The organism is Mesorhizobium sp. P2_B5 (assembly GCF_056404775.1).
Window position 1 is genome coordinate 675,813 of sequence record NZ_JBFUDJ010000001.1, and the last position, 23,792, is coordinate 699,604.

Sequence of the window (23,792 nt, forward strand, 5' to 3'; positions counted from 1 at the left end):
TCTCGTTCTACCTTAGAACCAAGCGCGGGTAAGACGGCGTGGCGCATAATTCCTTGGTTTCCAGTTCGGCGAACGGCGGCACCGCTGCCGAAGCACTCGCGTGGCTCGCGTTGCGGAACGCCGCGTCGGATTGCGGCTCAGGTTTGCGCTCGATCGACACGCAGCCCCTGCGCGCGCTCCCGGTAGGACGCAAGTGGGCGGGTGAGATCGCCAGGGTGATCGTCGATGGCCTTATGGCGGGAAGCCTGTCGGCGCCGGCGCAATTGGCTGCCGGATGGGACAGGTTCGGCGGCGCCATCACCGAGCTGATTGTCGGACTCGGCAAGATCTGGGACAATCCTGCGGCAGCTCGCCGCATCCAGTATCAGCTTGAGCAAATGCTTCTCGACGCCGACGATCTTGCCGCGCCGCGCAGGCTGGCGCGGACGCTTGGAATTCGCGTCGACGCTCGAAACCCGACCGCAACCGAACTGCCTAAAGGGATCGATCAGGTCTACACCCACCTGATGATGGATGGCCGGATCGAGGCTATCGTACAGTTCGGCGTACTCGGGACAGTGACAAGGGATCATTGGATTGAATTGATCCAGAATGTCGTGCCCGCTGAGCGGCTTGGCCTTGCAGCTGAGGCATTGTCGACCTCAGCAGAACGCGGGCCCGATCCGGACAGCCATTTCGGCAAACTCGCCCAATTGGCCGCGCAAGCGCGGGCGTTGGTTCGGTCGAGCGCCGAACCTGCACAGCCTCCTGCAACGCCACGCCGAGCACGGACCGCGGACAGGAATGATCGCACGGCGTTCTGGAACAGCTATTTCGCGACCGAGGATCCGTGGAAATACGGCTCGCTCTATGAGCAGGAAAAATATCAGCGGCAGCTCGAAATCCTGCCTGCCGGTCCCATCGGACGGGCGCTTGAGCTGGCCTGCGCGGAGGGCCACTTCACGCGGCAACTGGCGCCGCGCGTGGGCCATCTGACCGCGACCGACATCTCCGCCATAGCCATCGAGCGGGCTCGTGCGCGATGCAGCGATCAGCCGAATGTTGAGTTCGGCATACTCGATTTCGCTGCCGACACGTTGCCGGGTGAGATGGATCTGATCTTCTGTTCGGAAGTGCTCTATTATCTGGACGATCTCGCCGAGTTGCGGCGCATCGCCAAAAAATTCGCTGCGGCGTTGGCGCCCGGCGGCAGTTTCATCAGCGCACACGCATTCGTGCTGCGTGACAATGTCGAAAAGACGGGCTTCGACTGGAACACATTCGGTGCCCAAGCGATCTCCGAGACGCTGGCAACGACCGAAGGCCTCGTGCTCGAGCAATCGATCCAGACCGAGCTCTACCGCATAGACCGCTTCCGCCGCCTGTCGTCGGACGATGTGGCGACGGAACCGGTGATCGATCATGTGCCAATCCGCGCGCCCATCGAAATCGGGGTCGCGCGAAACATCGTCTGGGGCGGTGCCCGGGCCTTGCGCCGCGACGTCGCGCGCAGCGAGCGGCGCCAACGCATCCCTGTTCTCATGTATCACGGCGTCGCCGATGAAGGTCCGGCGGCGCTCGCCCGTTTTCGGCTCGCGCCCGCCGCATTCGCCAGCCAGATGGCATGGCTGCGCGCCAATGGCTTTCACGCGATCGGGTCCGAGCAGCTGGAAGGCTTCATCGCGAACTGTCAGCCTTTCGCTGGCCGCCCTGTGGTCATCACCTTCGACGACGGCTTCCAGAATTTCGCCGACCACGCCTGGCCGATCTTGCGCGCCAACGACCTGACCGCGGAAGTGTTCCTGGTGACGGACCTGGTGGGTGAAACTGCAGGATGGGACGCCGACAGCGGTCCGCCGGCGCAGCTTATGGGCGCCGGGACGGTGCGACGCCTCGCCGCCGAAGGCGCGTTCTTCGGCAGCCATATGGCGACGCATCGCGCGATCGATGGTCTGTCGAGCGCTGACCTGGCCGCCGAACTCTTGCGCTCTCGCATGTTCATCGAACGGTGGACAGGCCGGCCAACCACTGCGTTCGCGGCACCCTTCTCTGTCACCGACCGACGCCTCGGCCGGCTGGCCAGGGAGTGCGGCTATCGAGTGGGCTTCGGCCGCAAACACGGGCCGGCGGACCTCGATAGCAATCCCATCGACCTTCCGCGCATCGAGATACGCGGGGACCGCTCGCTCGATGACTTTGTTGCCACTGTCGAGGCCGTGCTCGAATAAGCAGCGAACGTGTCAGTTCATTACTCGGCGACCTGCGACACGGCTGACATCAGTTCCTGCGGATTTGGCGCGGCAAACATGTATCGCCCACCCTCCGGCACCTCGGTGAAGCTCCAGCGGACGATCCCCTGCCGGTCCAGCAGGAACTGGCCGACCAACTGTCCGTGTCCCGTTGCGATCATCTGCTCGTCGGCTTCGGTCAGTTCGTAGTGGTCCTTCTTGTCGAGGATTGCGGCGGCCGTCATGGGATCCATGGGACCGGGCAATTCGCCAGGGATGTCGACCCGCATATCCTGTGCCGCTGCCATCGCGACCTTGTACGGCCAGTTCGTCTCGTTCTCGGTGAATTCGAGATTGGGCAGTCCAAAAGCACGATGTGAAGCGCGTTCCGGGTCCGAGGCCGCAAGCAGGTTCGGCATCGGGTGGTAGCGGAAATAGAGACGCGCCCGTTCAATCGGCGTGTTGACCACCGTCAGGCTCCCCACGCCCCTTTCGCGCAGCTCCGGATCAAGCCGCGCCTGGGCGGCGATGTGGCGCCGGCAAAACGCACAATGCAGACCTCGAAACAGGCCGACCAGCACCGGCTTTTGTCCGCGAAAGTCGTCAAGCGCGATCTTGCCTTCCTGGGTAATGGCGTCGAGGACCACGTTCGGCGCACGGTCGCCCGGCTGAAGCGGCAACAAGTCACTATGCGCGGACATTTCCAACCTCCACCCCCGGCTAGTCGAGAAACGGCAGCACCACAAGCCCTTCCGGGTCGAGCCCGTGCTGGGCGCATATACCCTGCGCCAGGGAAAAGTAGCGTTCGGCCTCGGGCAGATTGTCGAGGTCGAGATTAAGCGTTGCAAGACCATCATAGCACGGAAACAGCAGTTGCGGTTCGGCCGTTTCGCGGGCTACGTCCAGTGCTTCGTGGAACAAGCCAACCGCCAGGTCCGGACGACCGTTGCACTGGTGGATCTGTCCAAGCACGATCAACGGCACCGCCAGGTGTTCGCGCTGGTCTAGCGCCCGGTCGATCTCGATGGCCTTCTCGGCAGCAGGCACGCCCTCCGTTGGGCAGCGATCCGTGAAAGTACAACAAGCCACCGCCAGATTGACGAGGAGGCGCGCCTGGAAGCCCAGATCACCAATACGGCGCGCCACTTCAAGACCGCGCCGACAGACCTCCATCGCCTTGGCCGGATCGATGGTCGTGTAAAGCACGCCGAGATTGGTGTAGCCGCGGCAGGCCGCGCCCAGCAGACCGGCGGCTTCCGCCAATTCAATGCTGCGCTCGACCTCCCGCACGGCTTCATGGTTTCGCCCAAGGCGAGCCAGCGCAACACCCTTTGTATTGAGTGCCTCGGCGGTCACGAGAGTGGCATCCTCGGGGACATGCTCAGTTGTCAGAGCGCGTAGGCAATCCAGCGCCGCGTCCGCCCATTTTGCCGCGAGCGCGTGATCTCCGCTACGGAATGCCTGTCGGCCACGCTCTTGCCACAGATGCGCCTGCTCGACCGGGGCATCCGCTCCATCGAGGAGCGCCGCCGCTTCAGCATAGCGGGATTCCGCGCTGTCCCGCTTGCCGACGTCCCAGAGCAGTCGACCTATCTTGCGCAAAACGCGCGCCGCAGCGACGCGATCGGCTGACGCGCGGTATGCCTGCAGCACCGTCTCGTAGTGCTGGTGCGCGATCTCGCGGCGGCCTGCCGGGCCGCTCAAATCGGCAATGCGCTCTGCAATTGCCAGTTTGAGCGGTGTTTGTGCCTTCTCGCCCAACGCGGTCAGCGCGCGCTCGTAGAAACGAAGGGCGTCGTCATTGGCGTATATCATGCGAGCGCGATCGCCCGCCGCCTGCAGGTAATGCGCCCCTCTCACGCGCTCCGCGCTCAGTGCGAAATGGTGACCGAGCACGGTCAAATCCTCGAGCCGTTCCGGCTTGTCGCCGCACAATCGCTCCAAGGCGGCGCCGACCCGCCCGTGGATGTCGGTCCGGCGTTGCAGGAGCAGATTCTGGTAGATCACGTCCTGCAGCAATGTTTGCGTAAAGCGGTAGCTTTGCGACGAGACAGAACCAGATCCGGCAACTTCCTCGATGATTTCCGCATCGCAAAGCAGTTCGCAGCCGGCCTCCAGGCGGCCGGGGTCGGCCGTCACGGCCTTCAGAAGCGTGGCATCGAAGCGTGGGCCGATTACCGCGGCTTCCTGGGCCAACCGGCGCACGTCATGAGGCAGCCGGTCGACGCGAGCAAGCAACATTGCCTGGATCGTGGCGGGGATGCCGGTTGCGACTTCGCCTGCCACGGTCCGCCATTGCTGGCCCTCGCGCGTCAACACACCGCGATCGATAAGGCCACGAACGATCTCCTCGATAAAAAGCGGGTTGCCACCCGCGCGCTCGAGGATCTGGTCGAGAAGTCCTCCCGCGGAGTTTACCCAGCTCTCGCCGAAAAGCGCCGCCACCAGGCTGCGTCCGTCATGGCTGCTGAGCGGCGAAAGCCTGAGCGCTGTGTGACTGACCCGACTTGAGTCGAGCTGGTCGTTGTCCGGCGCCGGACGATGCGTGACCAACAACATCAACCGCGTGCGTTCCAGCCTGTCCATCACGAAACGCAGTGCCTCGAGCGAGACGGCGTCGGCCCAGTGCAGGTCTTCCACGACAATCAACAGCGGCGACAACGCAAGCCGCCGTTCGATGATTGTGCGGACTGCGTAGAGAATTTGCCGCCGCAGCTGCTCGGGCTCGACATGCTGCAAAGTGGCATCGGGGTCGCCAAGGCCAAGCACATGGTAGAGCAAAGGCATCAGCCGCTTCGCCTCCTCACCCTGCAGGCCGAGATCGGTCAGCAAGGCTGCGAGCTTGTCCCGCATTTCGTCGCCATTGTCGTTTTGCATCATCCCGGCAGCGCTGCGCACCACTGCGCCCAGGGCGCCGAATGATTGTTCGCCCAGCGGTGAGCATGTGGCCTGCCGCACGGCGACATTGCGAAAACGATCCTCGTCGCCGACGCGGGCGACGAACTCCTTCACCAGCCGCGATTTCCCGATACCGGCTTCTCCGACGAGGCGGACAAGTTGGGCCGAGCCGCCGCACGCCTGGTCAAGGCTCGCCAGCATTCTGTTGAGCTCCGCATCACGGCCTATTATCGGCGCACTGAGGCCGAGCGCCTCGAGCCCACGCGCTGCACGCGGCGCGGCCAGCGGTGCATCCAGTCGATGGACGAGCACACTGCCGGCCTTGCCGCGCAAGACGACATCGCCCAGCGACTCGTAAGAGAAGGCATGCCGGGTCAGCCTGTGCGTGAGCTCACCCACCAGCACCTCACCCGGCGCTGCCAGCGATTGCAGGCGTTGCGCCGTGTTCACCGTGTCGCCGGTCACCGAATAAGATTTGGCGGTGCCGATGCCCAATCCGCCGGTAACGACCGGACCCGTGTTTATGCCGATATGGAGCAACAGAGGCGAACCGGAGTGGGCTGCGCTTTCACCGAGCCGCGCCGTCCGGGCGATCATGTCGAGAGCGGCGCGAAGCGCGCGTTCCGGATCGTCCTCATGCGCGACCGGCGCACCGAACAAGGCGAGCAGCGCATCGCCGATGAATTTGTCGACGAAGCCACCAAAGTTTCGCACGGCCGCCGTCAATTCCTTGAACAGTTCGTTCTGCAGCGCTTGCATGACTTCGGGGTCGAGCTGCTCGCTGAGTGTCGTGAAGCCGCAGAGGTCGGCGAACAGGACCGTTACCGTCCGTCGATCGGCGTCAGAGACGGGAGGCTGCCCTTCCTCGCTTTCGGTCCGGCCTGATGTCGGAGCAGGCCGTTCAACGGCTTTTGCGGACGCACCGACGCTTGCCCCACATTTCGGACAGAACTCGAAATCAGGTGCGCAGGCGTAGCCGCAACTGGCGCAAGTCACGGGCTGGCGCCGGCCACACTTCGGACAGAAGGCGTAGCCGCCCTCAATCTCGAAACCGCAGCCCGAGCAGTCCATAGTCACCTCACCAGAGCATGATGCCGAAAAGTGTAAAGCGGTTTTCGGACGACATCATGCTCTATCTCTTTGACCGGGGGCATGACGCGTGATCTCGCCACGCTCGTCACGGCCAGCACAAGCATGAACCGATAGCCGTCAACCGGCAAGCGGCAGCGCAAATGGGCACCCGTGTGGGTTCGGCGGCAGAGCGCTGCCGATACGGGCGGCTAGCCGTTGTTTGCAAAAGTTCCCTCCCAGCCCCCATCTTCCTGCTATCGTGGAGATGAGGAGGCGGACGCATGAGCGAGAACCGTAAGCTGGCCGCAATCATGGCCGCAGATGTGGTCGGATACAGCCGACTCGCGAGCGCGGACGAAGATCGTACCTTGGCTAGGTTGCGGACGCTGCGCAGCGACTTGATCGATCCGACCATCGCAGTGCACAACGGACGGGTGATCAAGCGCACCGGGGATGGGGTGCTGGTCGAGTTCCGCAGTGTGGTGGATGCCGTGCGCTGCGCCGTTGAGGTTCAGAACGGCATGGCTGAACGCAATGCCGGCGTGCCGCAAGACCGCCGCATCGAGTTCAGGATCGGCATCCATCTGGGGGATGTGGTCGAAGAAAGCGACGGCGACCTGATGGGCGACGGCGTCAACATCGCCTCGCGTCTGGAGGGCGTCGCGACGCCCGGCGCGATCTGCCTATCCGAGGATGCCTATCGCCAGGTCAAGGCGAGGCTCGACCTTTCAGTCAGCGATCTCGGCAGCACACAGCTCAAAAACATCGCCGAGCCGATCCGGGTCTATTCGCTGCAAGTCGGGACCAAGGCGGCCGCGACCCCGGAACCCGCGACGAGCCGGCCGGCCACTGCAGCGCCGCCGAAGCTATCGATCGCCGTGCTGCCGTTCGCCAACATGAGCGGTGACGCCGAACAGGACTACTTCGCCGACGGCATCTCCGAAGACATCATCACGGCGCTGTCCAAACTGTCGCAGCTCTTCGTCATCGCACGCAATTCGTCGTTCACCTTCAAGGGCCAGAATGTCCATGTGCAGGACGTCGGCGCGAAGCTGGGCGTACGGCATGTGCTTGAGGGCAGCGTACGCAAATCGGGCAACAGGGTGCGCATCACCGCGCAGCTCATCGATGCAATCTCGGGCGGCCATCTGTGGGCGGAGCGGTTCGATCGCGACCTGACCGACATATTCGCCGTGCAGGACGACGTGACGCAGCAGATCGTCGGTGCGCTGGCGCTCAACCTGACTGATGGCGCCCGTCCGCGGCTGGCTCCGGAGCCCCCGCGCAACACGGAGGCGTATGACTGTTTCCTGCGCGGCCGGGAGCTGTGGCACCGGCTGACGAAGGAGACGAACACCGCGGCCCGCGACCTCTTGCAACGTGCCACCGAGCTGGATCCGAACTTTGCCTCTGCCTATGCCTTCCTTGCCCTCACGCACGGCATTGATTACCTGAACAGGTGGGGTGCGTCACCGCCGGAATCGATGGCGCAAGCCGAAGAGGCCGCAACGCGAGCGGTGACGCTGGATGACAACGATCCCTGGGCGCACTGGGCGCTGGCGATAGCCAAGCTGTACACACGACGGCACGATGAGGCCGTCGACGAGGTCGAGCGCGCACTGGCCCTCAATCCGAACTTCGCCGAAGCGCATGTCTGCCGCGGCGAAACGCTGTACTATTCAGGCAGACCCGAGGAGGCCCTCGAGAGTTTCGCCCGGGGAAAGACCTTGAACCCATACTTTCCGGATGTGGTTCTGCACTTCCAGGCTTTGGCGTTGTTTCAAGTGGGAAGGTACGACGAGGCCGTTGACCTCTTGCTGCAACGGCTGGCTCGCAATGCTGCCACCGATGTCTCGCGCGCGCTTCTGGCCGCCAGCTACGGCCATCTGGGCCGTTTGGAGGAGGCTCGCGCGGCATGGCAGGAGGTGCTTCGCGTCAATCCCGACTTTTCGCTGGAATACCGTCGCAAAGTCTTGCCTTACAAGAACCCTGCCGATTTCGAACTCATGGTCGACGGCCTCCGCAAGGCCGGCGTGGTGCAATGATCGGGTAGCGGCCTGCTCAGACGCCAAAGGCCCGGCCGATCTTGCGCCATCGGGCGTTTTCGCGAACCAGTTTCAAGTCGTCGGTCGTCTCCGCAAATGTCCGCAAACGGTATTGCCGGAGCAGATCCGGAAAGAGCGCTCCTTCCGGCAGGCCGGCAAGCTGCTCGCGGACCGAGATCTGTTCATCGATGACCCGCATGCCCCAGGCATTTTCCCGAACCTGCAGTTCCGCAGCCAGATCGCGCTCCTGGGGAGCGTTTTCATCCAGCGCAGCCAGCAGGATCGAGTGGAAAAGCGCGACATAGCCAATCTGTCTCAGGCCACCCACAACGCGCACCCGAGGCAAAATGGCGAGCACAAGGAACATCAGGAACAAGTTCGGCAAAAGCACGCCGTCCAGCAGCGCCTGTCTGAGATGCAGCCGCTCGAACGGGATGGAAACACCATGCGGCCTGTCGGGCTCGATCAGGCGCCCGTTCTCCAGCACAAGCTTGCGCACGCGCTCTTCGCGAATGCCCCAGAAATAGTCAGTGGCATTGGGCAGGAATCTGCCGAATGGGCCCGATGCGGCCTCTTGCAAGGCATGGTCGAGACGCTGGCGCCTTGCGGGCTCAAAGAGCAGCCTGGAAAGAAGGCTGCCATCATCGTCCAGATGTCGCGCCATGGCGGAAGCGGCGAGCCGATCGTCGATGAAAACCGGCCGGGCCATGCCGGAACGATCCCAATCGGCGACCAGATCCCCGTTGAGTTCTGTCAGCGCATCGGCAGCGGTTGCAAACACCTTGTCCTGGCTGGCGAGCAGTGTACCCAGCCAGCGGCTGGCATCCGTCTCATCGCCCACCGCTTCGAGGGCGCGCTTGTTGAGGGAGACGGGACCGGCCGCGCAGACGCTTTTGCGGCACAGTTTGTGGCGCCCCATGCCAAACAAATTGACCTTGTCGTCGCCGACATCGAGCCATCCCGGTCCCTCCTGGCCGACGGTCTCCATGGTCATCGTCGTTCCCATGAAGCCGAAGAAGGCCGACAGCCCGTTTTCGACCGCGCCGAGCCAGGCAAGCAGCAGGGCATCGAAGGTGATCCGGTCCATCAGAAGCAGGCAATGCAGGCCGGACTGGATCACTGGTCTGTGCTCGAATTCGTCGAGCGCCTTGCCGACCTCTTCGGGCTGCATGATGGCAGCAAGGCGCTGATGCAGAACGTCGCGCAGGATCGAGCGGGCAGCGATCGACGGGCCTGATGCAGGCCTTGCCACCGGTCGCCACAGATGGCGGGCGTAGTCGGAAACCGGCGCATTCCAGTTCTGCTCGATGTCATGCACCACTTCCGGGCAGAGCAGCGACAGCACGGCCAGAATTTCCGCCGGAGGCGCAGGGGCTGGGGCAAGGATGGCGGTCATCAGAACCGCAGCCGCGCCATGCTCAGGAGGTCGTGGTACCGCCCGTCGGTAAAGCCGGCCTTCACATGCCGGCCTTCGACCTCGAAGCCGTGGCTGGTGTAGAGGCGGATGGCCGGTTCGTTGTCGGCATAAACGGTCAATTCGACCCGCTTCAGGGCGCGCCAGTTGTCGGCCACATCAAGCAGCGCGGCGAGTATGGCAGAGCCTATGCCCTTGCCGACAAAGCCGTCGTCAAGGCCGATATTGATCTCGCCTATGTGCGAACGGCGCGGCGAACCTTGCACGACCAGGCTGCCATGGCCGACCACCTTGCCGCCCATCTCGGCAACGATCCAGGTGGTTTCCGGACCGGACTTGGCGATGCGCCGCTCCACCTGCTCCACCATCTCGAACGGCATCCTGAGCGTGCCCCAGCGGAAGCCCGGCATGTTGAAGATGGCGCAAAGCGCCTCCGCATCGCTTGGCCGTACGGCCCGGAGCTGCGGCTGGATCTTCTCTAGGGATGGCGAGGTCATGGTTTTCCTGGCGAAGGCTATCAGCCCCGCACGATGCACCGGACATCACCTGAAAATCCAGCCGTCTCTGCAGCCTATGATGCCGATTGCGCGCTGAAATACCGGGAAGCGGTGGTGAGTTTGACGCCCCCACTGACGCCGATCCAGCCGAAAAGGGCGAGCCAGCACAATGTCCTGGTCGCCGTCCAGTCGATCCGGTGCACCGCAGCGTCGGTGATGATAAGGCCAAGAATGGCAAGCAGGCCAACCAGAAACTGCGCCAGGCCGAGCACCAGCAGCTCCTCGCGCGGTGCGCTTTTCGAGACGAGATATGCGCCGCCAGCGCCGGCGAGGAAGATGGCGCTGTAGATTTGGGCGTGAAAGGGATCGACAGGCCATGGCCAGGTGCTGCTGACCATCAGGGGAAACAGCAACATGCCGACGCCATAGAGCCCAAGGATCGCCGTTTCTGCCAACATGTAGCCGCGCCATGCGGGGTTCAGGGTCATGCCTTTTGCTGAAGGACGGGCCCTGGAACGCCACAGGAACAGCCCGGATACCGCGGCCGAGGCAAGATAGACCAGGAACCATAGCCAGGTCGCTTTTCGCCCGAAGTTAAAATAGCCGAGATTGATCAACGAAACCGCCGACACGATGACGGTGAAGATGAAGGCCATGACGAGCACCAGCCTGCCGGGCGACCAGCGATTCCAGAACAAGAGCGCCGCCATCACCGCCATTTCGGCGGTGTAGAAGCCGCCGAGGAAGCGGGCACTGAATGGCGTGACAGGCCAGGGCCAACGCGGCTTGACCAGTGCCGGCGCGAAAAACAGGCCGGCGCCCACGATCAGGACGATGATGACCCCTAAGGAGAAAATGCGCAGGGCCGCCGGAAATGGCGGGTTGTCGGATGTCGGCATGGAGAAAGCCCCCAAAATGCATGCCCAATGTAGCATCATAGTGCCGCTTGCGGCCGGTGAAAATCGGCGGAGGGAAATTGAACTGTCACCAGGCTTGTCTATTCGAATGGCCGTACGGCCCGTTTCGGCGTAAAATGGCGGACTCGGACCAAGGAGCGGTCCGGCCAACCAACCTCGGGGCGCATTTTCCGGAGCCTGCACGATGAACGAAGCTCAGGATCTGTTCTCGCTTCTGCGGCAATCGACCGATGTCGATCCGCAGGCAATCGACGCGATCCGGCGAACCATCGCGGAAGGCAAGGACCGCGAACTTTGCCGCATCAACGCGCTGGCCTTCGCCAGCAAGCATGGCCTCGACGAGGAACGCGCCATCAGCGCCTTTCTCCATGCGGCGCGGGTGGGCATCTTCGACATTTCCTGGAATGTTCTGTGCCCCGGCTGTGGCGGCGTGCTCGACACCAACGCCACGCTGAAAACGATGCAGAGGGACGAATACACCTGCGCGCTGTGCTCCCAGGGCTATTCGCCGACCCTCGACGAGATGGTCGAGGTGACATTCACCGTCAGCCCCCGCATGCGCAGGATTGCCGCCCACAATCCGCACGAACTGCCGTTGATTGAATACTTCCGCCAGATCTACTGGGCGTCCGGCGCCGATCTGCCGGAAGAGGATTTGGCGGAGAAGATGGAAGCGTTCTGGCTCGAGGATATCGAACTTGCGCCCGGTGAAAAGGCGGTTCTGCCCATACAGCTTCCGTCCGAATTCGTCATCGTCTTCGAGCCGGTTACGCATTCAGCGCAGTTCATCGACGCCAAGGGCGAACCCACAAAGGAGCGCCGAAGCCTTTCCCTGATTTTCGACCGCGACCATGTCCAGAACCAGACGCTGGAGATGCGGCCAGGTCCGCTGCGCATTTCGCTGGAAAACAGGACCGACACCCGCGTGCTGCCGACGGTCTTCATCGCCGGCCACGCATTGCATGATTTCCTGGGCAAGCGCCGGCCTTTCCTGACCGCCAAACGCCTGCTCACCAACCAGACGTTCCGCGATCTCTATCGAACGGACACGCTGGACATCAACCAGCGGCTGAAGATCACCAGCCTGACCTTCCTGTTCACCGACCTGCGCGGATCGACCGAGCTTTACGAGCGGGTGGGCGATCTTTCAGCCTTCGATCTCGTGCGCGAGCATTTCCAGGTGCTGCACGAGATCGTCGCGGCGGAGGCAGGCGCGGTTGTGAAGACGATCGGTGATGCGGTGATGGCGACCTTCGCGACGCCAGATCGTGCGATTGCCGCGGCCCTCAGGATGCGCGATGCCATGCGTGCGCTCAATGACAAGAGCGGGCGCGAGGACCTTCTGCTCAAGATCGGAGTCCATGCCGGGCCCTGCATCGCCGTGTCCATGAACGAGCGGCAGGACTATTTCGGCCAGACGGTCAACATAGCTTCACGGGTCCAGAACCTTGCCAAGGCACAGGCGATCTTCGCCACGCGTGCGGTGATCGACGACAATCTCACCGCCGATCTGTTGCAAAGGAACGCACTGACGCCCGTGCCTCATGAGGTCTCGCTGCGCGGCATTGAGCGGGAGATAGCAGTCTATACGATCCCCTGAAGACTTGGTCCCTAAAGCAATTCCCAGGAAAAGTGTGAGCGGTTTTCCGTCCGGGAATTGCGAAAAAGCAAAGAGATAGAGCGGTTCGCCGTTTCCGTGAAACGGTGAAACGCTCTAAAGACCCCGTCTCCGCCTCACACGCGCTTGCAGAGAAAATAACGATCGGCGGGCTCCGAAGTCGGCGCCGGCAGGCGTTGCAGCTGCGGGTGATCGAGCGGCGTGCCGCTCACCGCGAAGCCGCCGACGCGAAGCATGCCCGCAATCAGATCGGGAAGCCAGGTGGCGGTCACTGCATCGCGATCTTCATAGCCGGTGCCGATGTCGGCATGGACAAGAGCGGCGTCGATGCCAATGAATCTCCTCGCTGTCTCGCGTATATCGCCGAGCACGAGATTTTCAGCGTCGGGAATTGAGCTGGCGTGTGCGCCAACTTCGCGGTCGAACACCACGATCCGGCGTCCGGGCAGGCGCTCGCGCAGATGGTGGAACGTCCGGCCATTGCCGAGGCCGAGCTCGAACACAAGCCCCTCCATCTTCGCCACCTCGGGGCAGATTTGATTGAGAATGTCGCGCTGTGCGGTCATCCTGCTGATGAAATTATCGAGGCGACTCATATGCGATTGTATGTCCTGAACCAGCAGCCTCGATCGAGGCTTGCCGCATATAGAGGCGAATGACGGACCCTGCAACAACCGCATAGACTGCCGACAAGGATCATACCGGGTGGAATAGGCGCCCGCCGCCGCGCAACTGCGATGTCACTTGTAGGGGTCTGCGGCGTCCCGCAAGCCGTCGCCGAGGAAGTTGAACGCCATGATGACGAGAATGACGGGGAGCATCGGCAAGAGCAGCCATGGATAGAACGCGATCACGCTGACGCTGCGCGCCTCGGTGAGCAGGATGCCCCAGCTGGTTATCGGCGCCCTCAGGCCGAGCCCGAGGAAGCTCAGCGCCGTCTCGCCCAGGATCATGCCGGGTATGGACAGCGTCGCCGTCGCGATCAGATGCGACATGAAGCCGGGAATGAGATGCCGCCGGATGATGCGGCTGCTCCCGGCGCCCATCAATTGCGCGGCCAGAACGTAATCCTCCTCGCGCAAGGCCAGAAGCTTTGAACGCACCGCACGCGCCAGTCCGGTCCAGTCGAGCAACCCGAGGATGACGGTGATGCCGAAATAGATCAGGATCGGACTCCAGGTTATCGGCATGATCGCCGCCAGAGCCAGCCATAGCGGAATGCTGGGGATCGATTGCAGAACTTCGATTATCCGTTGAACGATCAGGTCGAAGATACCGCCGTGGTAGCCGGCCAGCCCTCCGATGACGATGCCGAGCAGGAAGCTGAAACTGATACCGACGAGGCCGATTGTCAGAGAAATGCGTGCGCCATAGATCATGCGCGAGAGCACATCGCGCCCGAGCCTGTCAGTGCCGGCCAGAAAGAGCTGGCCGTTTTCGGCCGGGCAGACAAAATGCCTGTCACCTTCGATCAGGCCCCAGAACTGGTAACTGTCGCCCTTGCAGAAGAAACGGAGCCGCTGAACATCATCCTGTTTGTCGATGTAGTTCCGCTTGAGCGTGTCCATGTCCAGCATCATCTGGCGGCCATAGACGAACGGCCCGATGAACTCGCCGTTGTGGAACAGGTGCACCTGCTGCGGGGGCGAATAGATGTAGTCCATGTTGCGCGTGTGCAGATTGTAGGGCGCCAGGAACTCGCAGATCAGTATCCCGAAATACAGCACCGCCAGGAAGATGCCGGATACAAGGGCAAGCCGGTGCTTGCGGAATTTCCACCACATCAGCCGCAACTGCGACGCCTGGAAGACCTTCGACTGCTCCGGCGTCATCGCCTCGACCGACTGCAGGTCAAAGGGCTCGATGGAAATGTAGTGCTGCAGTGGAGCGCCCGGGGCGGGCAGCGGTGATTGCGTGTTCATTTGGTGCTGCCGCCCTGCAAACGAATTCGTGGATCAAGCATCGCCAGCGCCAGGTCGGAAATCAGCACGCCGATGACCGTCAGGAAGGCGAGAAACATCAGGAACGACCCTGCCAGATACATATCCTGGCTTTGCAGCGCCTTGATCAGCATCGGCCCGGTCGTTTCCAATGACAGCACGATCGCCGTAATTTCGGCGCCGGAGATGATGGCCGGCAGGATGGAGCCGATGTCGGAAATGAAGAAATTGAGCGCCATGCGCAGCGGATATTTGACCAGTGCCCTGAACGGATGAAGGCCTTTGGCGCGCGCGGTCACGACATATTGCTTGTGCAGCTCATCGAGCAGATTGGCGCGCAGCCGCCGGATCATGCTTGCCGTGCCCCCGGTGCCGATGATCAAGACCGGGATCCAGAGATGGGCGAGGATCGACTTCGCCTTGGCCCAGCTCATCGGCTCGCCGAGATATTGCTGGTCCATGAGGTGGCCGATGGACGTGCCGAACCAGATGTTGGCGAAGTACATCAGGATTAGCGCCAGCATGAAATTCGGAATGGCAAGGCCGAGAAGGCCGAAGAAAGTCAGGCCGTAGTCGCCCCAGCTGTATTGATGCGTGGCGGAGTACATGCCGATCGGAAAGGCAATGAGCCAGGTGAAGATGATCGTGACGAAGGAAACCAGCACGGTCAGCCACATTCGGTCCCCGACGACGTCACGAACCGGCAGCTCATATTCGAAGGAATAGCCGAAATCGCCGCGTAGCATCCCGCCGACCCAGTAGAAGTAGCGAATGACCGGCGGCTGGTCGAAACCATATTCCTTGCGCATCATCTCGATGCGATCGGAATCCACCGCTTCGCCCTGGGCCCGAAGCTCGGCGACATAGCTGTCGAAATAGTCGCCCGGCGGAAGTTCGATGATCGTGAACACCAGTGCCGATATGACCAGCAGCGTTGGAACCATCACGGCGATGCGCCAGACAAGATATCGAAGCACGCTCAGGAGCCTCCAAGCCAGAATGTATCCGGCATGTAGACACCGAAATAGGCCGTCGGGTCGTAGCCGTAGAGCGCCTTGTCAGGCAGATTGCGCAGCCGCGAGGACACCAGGATCGGCTGATGCGTTCCGTTCACGGTGCCTATCGAAAACACCTGATCGGTGTAGATCGACAGCATCGAATTCCAGATTTCGGCGCGCTCCGTGGTTGCGGTCGATGCGTTCCAGCGTTCGAGCAAAGCCATCAGCTCGACCACTTCAGGAAGATCGGGCGCCTCGCCCATCTTGCCATGAGATAGGTAGTGCGCGCCCCAGAGCGGCCATTGCAGCTGGTCGTCGATGGTGGGAGCCAGCTGATACGGGTTCATGTCGGCGGTCGCCACGCCATTGTCGATGCCCGACCACATCGACATCATGACCTGGCCGCCAAGCGCGCGGCTGCGGAAGATGTCGCGCTGCGAAGTCCGGATGAACAAGGCGATGCCGATCTTGCGCCAGTGATCGGTGATGAGTTCGAGCGCGTCGGTTTCCAGCGTGCTTTCGCCGGCCGTTTCCACGATGATCTTCGCAGAACGTCCATCGGAAAGCATCCGCAGGCCATCATCGTCACGTGCCTGAAGCCCGGCCTCGTCGAGCAGGGCATTGGCCTGGTCGGGATCATGGGCGACCCATGCTTTCGCGAATTCCGGCCGGTAGAGCGGGCTCTCCGGAAGGACCGTATCTGCACTTTCCTGCGCCAATCCGTAGAACACGGCCAAATTGATCTCGCGCCTGTCCACAGCGAGCGAAAGGGCGCGGCGCACGCGCACGTCACGCAAAAGGCCACGCCACACCTGGTCGGCACAGTTCAGATTGGGTAGCAGCGCCAGCCGCGAACCCTGAGTGCGTTTCCACAGATGCATCTTCACCGGGTAGCGCTTCTCCGCGTCCTTCAGGAAAGCGTAATCCGTGAAGTCAATTCCCAGGCCTTGCAGGTCGCTCTCGCCCGCACCGGTCTTGGCGGAGATGATCGCCGATGAGCTGACATTCAGGATGATCCGGTCGACATAGGGCAGTTGCCGGCCATTCTCGTCTATTCGATGGAAGAACGGGTTGCGTTCGAAGATGAACTGCTCGGCCGGCGGCTTGGTCCGGTTCTGCCAGGGATCGAGCGTCGGCAGATCAGGGTTCTCCGGGCGATACTGCCGCGACATGCGGATATGCAGGAGCGTCCATTTCTTGGCCCGGTTCTCCTTCATCAGGCCGGCGAGCCGGAATGGATCCTGGTATTTCTTGTGGAACTGCTTGAGATAGGCGGCCGGCAGAACAAGCGATAGCGGCGCAGCGGCAGCGAGCTTGGGCAGGAAGTCGGGATTGGGCGCATCCCAACTGTAACGCACCGTCAACGGATCGACGATCTCGAAGCGTGGCGGCTTGCCGTCCGCCATCAGGGCCGGAGCGAGCCCGCCTTGCGAAAGCTCATCGTTCAGCCAGACATCTTCCCAGCAATAGCGAAAATCCTCCGGCGTCAGCAAGCTGCCATCGGACCATTTATGCCCTTCGCGTATCTTGAAGGTGAAGATGCGATCATCCGCTACGTCGAAACTTTCGAGAATGTCGGCTTGCAAGTTAAGCTTTTCGTCATAGCCGACCAGCCGAGAATACCCGTAGATCGTCATCATCCGGATATCTTTCTGGCTGCCGATGATCGTCCGCAGCGTGCCGCCATACTCGCCGGGTTGCCGGCCCATGGCGGCGAGATTCAACGCGCGCGGGCTCTTGGGCAAGCGCTCAGCGAGTGCCGGCAGCGCCTTGGCCGTCAGCTGCGGCTGAAGAAAATCCGGCTCCAGATCGCCAGCGCGCGACGTGCCCGGCAGAAGTGCCGAAGCCATGAGGCCAAGGAGGGTGCGACGGCTGATCAATGGCGCAACTCGCTGACATCGGCGGAACGTCGGGCCAGCACGAGATGGCCGCCGCCAAGATCGAGCGGCGACAGCATATCCTCTTCGCCCTCGTCGCGGAATTGCGGTCCCCATGCGCTGGTGTCGGAAGCACCGCCGAGCTTCAGCGTCTTGAAATCCATCGGCCGGTCGAGATCGGGGAAAGGGACTGCGGCGAGCAGTGAGCGCGTGTAGGGGTGGATCGGTTTCCTGAGCAGAATTTCGCGCGGCGCAAGCTCGACGATACGCCCGCCGCACATCACCGCGATGCGGTCCGCCATGTAGTCCACCACCGCCAGATTGTGGGATATGAACAGGTAGGTCAGACCCAGTTCTTTCTGCAGGTCCTTCAGAAGGTTCAGGATCTGCGCCTGGACAGAGACATCAAGCGCCGAAACCGGCTCGTCGCAGATCAGGAGCTCAGGCCCCAGCGCCAACGCCCGCGCGATGCCGATACGCTGACGCTGCCCGCCGGAGAAACTGTGGGGATAGCGCTTGATGAAGCGCGGATCGAGCCCGATTGCCTGCATCAGGCTCTTGACCGTGGCCAGTCGGGACGCGGCATTGCCACGTTGATGGATTTCCAGCGGCTCGCTCAAGATGTTCTCCACCGTCATCCGAGGTGAGAGCGACGAAACCGGATCCTGGAAGACCATCTGGATTTTCGCGCGCAGCAAGCGCAAGGCGTCTCCCTCGGCGTCCAGGACGTCGATCGGTCCTTCGCGGCCGTTGAAGACCACGGAGCCGCCGCTGGGGGTGACAGCCCGCATCAGGATCTTGCTGACGGTGGTTTTGCCGCAGCCGCTTTCGCCGACCAGACCCAGGCACTCACCCCGCCTGATGTCGAAGCTCACGCCGTCCACGGCGCGAACAGACGTTTGATGGCTCCCGCCGAACCATCCGGACTTGCGGGTGGTGTAGACCTTTTTCAGATCCCTGACCGACAGCAGGATGTCGTCCGGCCCCTTCGAGTCCGGCGCCGTCTGCTTGCCCAGCAGGTTCTCGACATTCACCGGCACCTCGCGGAGCGCCTTTAGCCTTTCGCCAGGCTTCAGGTCGAAATGCGGAACGGCTGCCATCAGGCCCTTCAGGTAAGGGTGACCTGGCCGGCGGAATATCGCCTCCACAGGTCCCGCTTCCATGATCTCGCCATGGTACATGACCACCACCTCGTCGGCGACATTGGCGACAACGCCGAGGTCGTGTGTGATCAGCAGCATCGCCATGTTCAGCTTGGTCTGAAGCCCGCGCAGCAATTGCAGGATTTGCGCCTGGATGGTGACGTCCAACGCCGTCGTCGGCTCATCGGCGATCAACAGCGCGGGCCGGCAGATAAGCGCCATGGCGATCATGGCGCGTTGCCGCAATCCTCCCGAAAGTTCAAACGGATACATGTCATAGGCGCGCTTGGGATTGGGAAAACCTACAAGGCTGAGCATTTCCTCGGTCCGCGCCTTGCGCTCCGCTCGAGCCATGGGCGTATGAATCTGCAGGGATTCGCTGACCTGATTGCCGATCGTGTGCAGCGGCGACAGGGACGTCATCGGCTCCTGAAAGATCTTGCCTATGCGGCTGCCTCTCAACGCCCGGATTTCGGGTCCATCGCGCGGCATCTTCAGGATATCCTGCGTCGTGCCGGGCTTCTCAGGATCGGAAAACAGGATACGGCCGCGAGCATTGGCTGTGTTCGGCAAAATGCCCATCACTGCCTGGCTGAGAACCGATTTTCCGGAACCGGACTCGCCAACAAGCGCGGTAACCTTGCCCGGCAGGACGCGAAGATTTGCGCGCCTGACGGCATGCAACGGTCCCCCGACAATGGCAAACGAGATGCCAACATCCTCGATTCGCAGCAGATCAACGCTCGAATTCATTCTCACACCAGCCCCACTCCTGGCGACCCTGCCGGCCGGCAGGCCCTGAGCGAGACTAGCGCATTGCCAGCTTAGAGCAACTTGGATTCTAAACGAATTCCCCGGCGGAACCGCCGACCGGACTTACAAAGGCGGTCGGATCATCGTGGCGGTTACTGGAGCTTCCTCCGGTCGCCCGCCGACAGCCGCGCGGCATCGCGATGAAGCAGCATGACCTGCTCGGCGTCCGATATCCGGTCGTGAAACGGCTCCAGCGCAGCGTCTTCATCGAGTGCCAAAGCACCCGACAGGTCAGGTGAAAGCACCGTCAGCTTCTGCTTGATACCCGCCAGCTCCTCCTTGCCGAGCGTCAGCCAGCTGGTGGCGCCGCAATAGCCGGCGAACTCTTTGCTGGCGAGAACGCTGTGCGGATATTTCTTGGTCAGGGTCTGGAGGCGCTGGACCTCGTTTACAGCCGAGCCGAAGACCGAGAATGTGAGCCGGTCGGTAAGCCCGACATTGCCGAACATCACATTGCCGACATGCAGGCCGATACCAAATTTTATGTCGCCCAACCCCTGCTCTTTTCTGCGCAGATTGAGCTCCATCATACGCGTGCTGGCCTTGTGCGCTGCCGCAAGAGCAGCCTGGCACGCGATCTCGGACTGCGCGCGGTGCCTTTCGCAGGGATAGACGGCAATGAAGCCATCCCCCAGGAAACTCATGATCTGCCCGCCTTTGCGATTGAAAGGTGCAGCGATGGCATCGAAAAACTGGTTCAACGTGTCGATATAGAGCTCGCGGCCGGAGGTTTCGGCAAGCCTCGTCGACCCGCGCATATCGCCCATGACCAGTGCGGCCCGGATTGTGTCGCCCTCGCCGCGCTTGATCTGGCCGTCCAGCACGCGCCTGCCGGCGTCGCCACCGAGATAAGTGGTCATCATGTTGTCGGCAAGCTTGGTGAGCACCGCCATCTTGGCTGCGATAGCGAGATGGTTCTGGATGCGCAGCAGCGCCGAAATCATGCTGTCGCTGAAGCCTGAAGCGCTGTCCGTGGACCAGGACCCCATCATGCCCTGACTGGTATCGCCGTTGAAGGGATGGACGAAAGCCATGTAATCGGTGACGCCCATAAGCCTGAGGTCATCGAAAACAGGAAACTCCGACCGCACCGACGGGTCGAGCCGGCGGCGCAGATGGTCGAGCTTGTTGCTGAGCAGATGGTAGTATGGGCTGGTCAGGAATCTGTCGGAATGAACGCCGTTCTCACTGCGGAAGCCTTCCACTTCCAGGCCCTGGCCGCGAAGCCAGGTGAAGCCAAGCGCGTCATAAAGCGGATGAAGCATCGAAAAGCTCAAATGCACCCGCTTCAGTGGCACGCCGGCAGCAGCCAGCCGTTCACAAAAGCCCTTTACCAAGGTTTCCAGGTCGTCGCCGGCCAGCGCCGATTGGGTCAGCCAATCGGCAACCTTATCCATGAGAATGCTGGAAATTTCTGCTTGCGTTGTGCTCATGCTATCCCGAAACCCGTCGAAGACGAGCCATCTCTTTTGATCTGCCAAATCCTCGAAGTCAATGAAACCGGCTTCGGGGGCAAAAGCCGGCGAAGAATTTCCCGAATGACTGTCCTTGCAGGAAGGAAACAGGCGTAACTGCGTTTGCTTTGCGAAACATTATGTGGCGAGGCTGCCCCCGGAGTGCAATCCCAATCCTGATATCGGGCAAAGAATTCGCCGGCTCAGCCGCCGTCAGGCCTTCACCACCGTCTCTCGGGCGAGCCCGAGGCGGCCAAAAACATTGCGTGTGTCGACGATCAGAAGTGCGTGATCAGCGATCGCTTGATAGTCGATCGTGTCGTGGTCGGTTGCGACGACGACCGCATCGAACTCCTTCAAGGCCGCCTCGGTCAGCTCGACCGAGCGACGCCCCTTGATCGCCATATGCTCGCGTGTGGTCGGAATCTCGGTAACATGCGGATCGTGGAATTCCGCCTTGCCGCCCCATTCCTCGATGAGTTCAATGAGCCGCAGTGAGGGGCTTTCGCGGATGTCGGGCACATTTTTCTTGTAGGCGAGCCCGATGATGAGAATACGCGAGCGGCTGAGCGCCTTGCCGCAGCGCCGGTCCAGCGCCTTTGCCAGTTCATCGACCACATGACGCGGCATGGCCGTGTTGATTTCCGCCGCCAGCTCGATGAAGCGGGTCGGCAGTTCGTATTCGCGCGCCTTCCACGTCAGGTAGAAGGGATCGATCGGAACGCAGTGCCCGCCAAGGCCTGGGCCAGGATAGAAAGGCATGTAGCCGAAGGGCTTGCTCTTTGCCGCCTCGATCACCTCCCAGATGTCGATACCCATTGCACCGAGCACGACCTTCAACTCGTTGACGAGGGCTATGTTGACCGAGCGGAAGATGTTTTCCGTCAGCTTGACCGCCTCGGCGGTCGCCGTGCTGGAAACCGGAACGACGGTCTTGACCACGCTTTGATAGAAAGCCTGCACAAGCGTCGCTGCCTCAACGCCGTCGCCTGCCACGACCTTGGGGATCGTCGCGACTTCAAAGCTGCGGTTGCCGGGATCCTCGCGTTCGGGCGAGAAGCCAAGGAAGAAGTCCGTCTTCGAATGCAAGCCGGTTTTTTCCAGTATGGGCTTGATCACGTCGTCGGTGGTGCCGGGATAGGTGGTCGACTCCAGCACGATCAGCTGGCCGAGGCGCAGATGCTTGGCGATGGTGGCTGCCGTGTTCCTGACAAAGGAGAGGTCCGGCTCACGGTGTTTCGTCAGCGGCGTCGGAACGCAGATGATGATGACATCGCAGACGGCCAGTTCGGCAAAATCCGCAGTGGCGCGGAACCGTCCGCTCGCCACATGGCCGGCAAGGGCCGTCGACGTCACGGCCTCGATGTAGGATTGGCCGCTGTTCAGGCACTCGACCTTCCGGGCTTCGATGTCGAAGCCGGAAACCGGGAAGCCGGCGCGTGCGATTGCAACCGACAGCGGCAACCCGACATAGCCCAGTCCGATCACGCCGACTTGCGCGGCGCGCGTCGAAATCCGGTTCAGAAGACGGTCATATGTCGATCGTGAGGCGTCCAAAAATCTGCTTTCCCGTCAATTCGGACAGACTATCCGCTCCATGGCGAGGCTCACCTGGCCTCGAGAGCCGTGGCCGAGGCATATTGCGGAAAACCGATTTCCGCAAGCCGTCATCAGGCCAGCGCCTTAGCCTTCAGGCTCGCGGCAGCCATCGCATAGCCGCCGTCGGCGCCATCGATGAAATGAACGTGATCGGGCTGCAGCGGCGAGATGACGAGGCATGTCATCAAGGCCGATTTCTGGCGGTGCAGGCCATAGCTGCAAATGCCCGCTTCCTCCGCCTGTTTCAGCCGGCTCTCGATCCGTTGCAACACATCCGCGTCAACGTCGATGGTCATCTTCAAGCCGTCGTCGAACTTGCGGAAATCCGAATTGCTGGCCACTTCGCGTTTGTAAACCTTCGGATCGAAACGGCCGATCGTCCAGCCAAATCTGTCGGTGACGGCCGTAAGCGTCATCAGGAATATCACCCACAGCTTCGCCAGCCACCGCAGCCCTGGCGGCGCCGTGGCCCGAGCCTCGACATCGAGGCCGGCGGGCAGCAGACTGTAGGCCGGTCCGTCCACCGGCACCGGGTGGCCATCGCGTTCCTGCCTGCCGGCAAGGGCGATGATGTCGGACGCCAGAAACTGAAAACCGCGCAAATCTCGCGAAGCCCCTGGTATGGCTATGATCGAGACAATTTCGCCGTGCCGGGCTTCAATCGGGTTCCAGCGGCAGGAGAGGCCGGTCAGATCCGGCCGCGCGCCGGCCGGCGCAGGGTCGATGCGGTAGCGCCCCGCTTTCATCTCGGCTTCCGCCCAACTGCCGCCACCGCCGGCGAACATCGCATAGAAGGCCGCTTCGGAGGCCTGGAACCGCGCCACGCGAACGTCGAGGCCTTGCGCTCTTATGTCCTTTATCGGCACGATTGCCGCACGCAAGGTCAGGTCCAGTTCGTCCGCCACCCATCTCTGGACAGAAGCCAGCGCGTTGCGGGCGATCTCCAGCGCCGAGCCGGGAAACGCCACGAGTGCGCCGTCGCCGCCGAAGACATAGGGAAGATCTTGCCGACCCAGCGCATTGAGCAGCGCCGAAATGACGCTGGCGCCGGCCATATTGACGGTTTTATAGCGCCCGGCCCCGATCGCCTTGGTCGAGCCGACGATGTCGGCGGTGGCCAGCGCCCAGCCATCGGGGAGCGGCCGATAGTTATCGATATCGGCAACGCTTTCGAACTTTGCGAAGACCGGCAAAGAAGCGACAAACGGGTCGGACGCGACAGCTGTTTCCATGAGCATCAGATAGCACATTCCAGCGCTTGAAGGTGAAGTCGATCATGCGTCGAAATTGACTTGCGCAGGC

Annotated in this window: 16 protein-coding genes; 3 read left to right on the plus strand and 13 right to left on the minus strand. The window is 62.0% G+C overall.

Annotated elements, in window-relative coordinates; all coding sequences use genetic code 11:
* The first annotated feature begins 38 nt into the window (after positions 1–38).
* Positions 39–2,207, plus strand: coding sequence for an SAM-dependent methyltransferase (locus AC1D1N_RS03465; RefSeq protein ID WP_477346619.1), 2,169 nt, complete (start codon positions 39–41; stop codon positions 2,205–2,207).
* 20 nt (positions 2,208–2,227) lie between these two features.
* Here AC1D1N_RS03465 and AC1D1N_RS03470 read toward each other — a convergent pair whose 3' ends face one another.
* Together AC1D1N_RS03470 and AC1D1N_RS03475 are read right to left on the minus strand one after the other, a co-directional pair.
* The gene (locus AC1D1N_RS03470; RefSeq protein WP_477346621.1) at positions 2,228–2,908 is read right to left on the minus strand and encodes a redoxin domain-containing protein; all 681 of its coding nucleotides are present in this window, start codon (positions 2,906–2,908) and stop codon (positions 2,228–2,230) included.
* A gap of 19 nt (positions 2,909–2,927) precedes the next feature.
* Positions 2,928–6,176 carry an adenylate/guanylate cyclase domain-containing protein gene (locus AC1D1N_RS03475; protein ID WP_477346623.1) on the minus strand — a complete coding sequence of 1,083 codons (3,249 nt, stop codon included), beginning with the start codon at positions 6,174–6,176 and terminating at the stop codon, positions 2,928–2,930.
* A 281-nt stretch (positions 6,177–6,457) separates the two neighbouring features.
* Between AC1D1N_RS03475 and AC1D1N_RS03480 the strand changes: the two genes are divergently transcribed.
* Positions 6,458–8,221: an adenylate/guanylate cyclase domain-containing protein gene (locus tag AC1D1N_RS03480; RefSeq protein WP_477346625.1), complete on the plus strand. Its 1,764-nt coding sequence runs from the start codon at positions 6,458–6,460 to the stop codon at positions 8,219–8,221.
* 16 nt (positions 8,222–8,237) lie between these two features.
* Here the strand turns inward: AC1D1N_RS03480 and AC1D1N_RS03485 are convergent, their stop codons facing one another.
* The 3 genes from AC1D1N_RS03485 to AC1D1N_RS03495 all read right to left on the minus strand — a co-directional run bounded on the left by AC1D1N_RS03485 (position 8,238) and on the right by AC1D1N_RS03495 (position 11,232).
* A complete protein-coding gene (locus AC1D1N_RS03485) occupies positions 8,238–9,617 on the minus strand; it encodes a hypothetical protein (RefSeq protein WP_477346627.1) in 1,380 nt (459 codons plus the stop codon).
* The gene (locus AC1D1N_RS03490; protein ID WP_477346628.1) at positions 9,617–10,132 is read right to left on the minus strand and encodes a GNAT family N-acetyltransferase; all 516 of its coding nucleotides are present in this window, start codon (positions 10,130–10,132) and stop codon (positions 9,617–9,619) included. The genes AC1D1N_RS03485 and AC1D1N_RS03490 overlap by 1 nt, the downstream gene beginning before the upstream one ends.
* A gap of 74 nt (positions 10,133–10,206) precedes the next feature.
* The gene (locus tag AC1D1N_RS03495; RefSeq protein WP_477346630.1) at positions 10,207–11,232 is read right to left on the minus strand and encodes a hypothetical protein; all 1,026 of its coding nucleotides are present in this window, start codon (positions 11,230–11,232) and stop codon (positions 10,207–10,209) included.
* A gap of 1 nt (position 11,233) precedes the next feature.
* Here AC1D1N_RS03495 and AC1D1N_RS03500 point away from each other — a divergent pair, with 1 nt between their 5' ends.
* Positions 11,234–12,649, plus strand: coding sequence for a DUF5939 domain-containing protein (locus AC1D1N_RS03500; RefSeq protein WP_477346632.1), 1,416 nt, complete (start codon positions 11,234–11,236; stop codon positions 12,647–12,649).
* A gap of 134 nt (positions 12,650–12,783) precedes the next feature.
* Here the strand turns inward: AC1D1N_RS03500 and AC1D1N_RS03505 are convergent, their stop codons facing one another.
* From AC1D1N_RS03505 to AC1D1N_RS03540, 8 genes are all read right to left on the minus strand, one after another.
* A complete protein-coding gene (locus AC1D1N_RS03505; RefSeq protein ID WP_192258786.1) occupies positions 12,784–13,263 on the minus strand; it encodes a class I SAM-dependent methyltransferase in 480 nt (159 codons plus the stop codon).
* 144 nt (positions 13,264–13,407) lie between these two features.
* Entirely contained in the window at positions 13,408–14,589 is a 1,182-nt protein-coding gene (locus AC1D1N_RS03510) for an ABC transporter permease (RefSeq protein ID WP_192258787.1), read from the minus strand.
* Positions 14,586–15,584: an ABC transporter permease gene (locus AC1D1N_RS03515; protein WP_112560173.1), complete on the minus strand. Its 999-nt coding sequence runs from the start codon at positions 15,582–15,584 to the stop codon at positions 14,586–14,588. The genes AC1D1N_RS03510 and AC1D1N_RS03515 overlap by 4 nt, the downstream gene beginning before the upstream one ends.
* A gap of 2 nt (positions 15,585–15,586) precedes the next feature.
* Positions 15,587–17,485, minus strand: coding sequence for an ABC transporter substrate-binding protein (locus AC1D1N_RS03520; RefSeq protein WP_477346635.1), 1,899 nt, complete (start codon positions 17,483–17,485; stop codon positions 15,587–15,589).
* Entirely contained in the window at positions 17,482–19,377 is a 1,896-nt protein-coding gene (locus AC1D1N_RS03525) for an ABC transporter ATP-binding protein (protein ID WP_477346637.1), read from the minus strand. Before AC1D1N_RS03525 ends, AC1D1N_RS03520 begins: the two co-directional genes overlap by 4 nt.
* Positions 19,378–19,529: 152 nt before the next feature.
* Complete coding sequence (locus tag AC1D1N_RS03530) at positions 19,530–20,870, minus strand: adenylate/guanylate cyclase domain-containing protein (RefSeq protein ID WP_352556883.1); 1,341 nt, start codon at positions 20,868–20,870, stop codon at positions 19,530–19,532.
* 234 nt (positions 20,871–21,104) lie between these two features.
* Positions 21,105–22,448 (minus strand): nucleotide sugar dehydrogenase, encoded by a 1,344-nt coding sequence (locus AC1D1N_RS03535; RefSeq protein WP_477346639.1) that lies wholly within the window; start codon positions 22,446–22,448, stop codon positions 21,105–21,107.
* Between the two features lie 113 nt (positions 22,449–22,561).
* Positions 22,562–23,740 carry a DUF3095 domain-containing protein gene (locus tag AC1D1N_RS03540; protein WP_477346641.1) on the minus strand — a complete coding sequence of 393 codons (1,179 nt, stop codon included), beginning with the start codon at positions 23,738–23,740 and terminating at the stop codon, positions 22,562–22,564.
* Between the last annotated feature and the right edge of the window lie 52 nt (positions 23,741–23,792).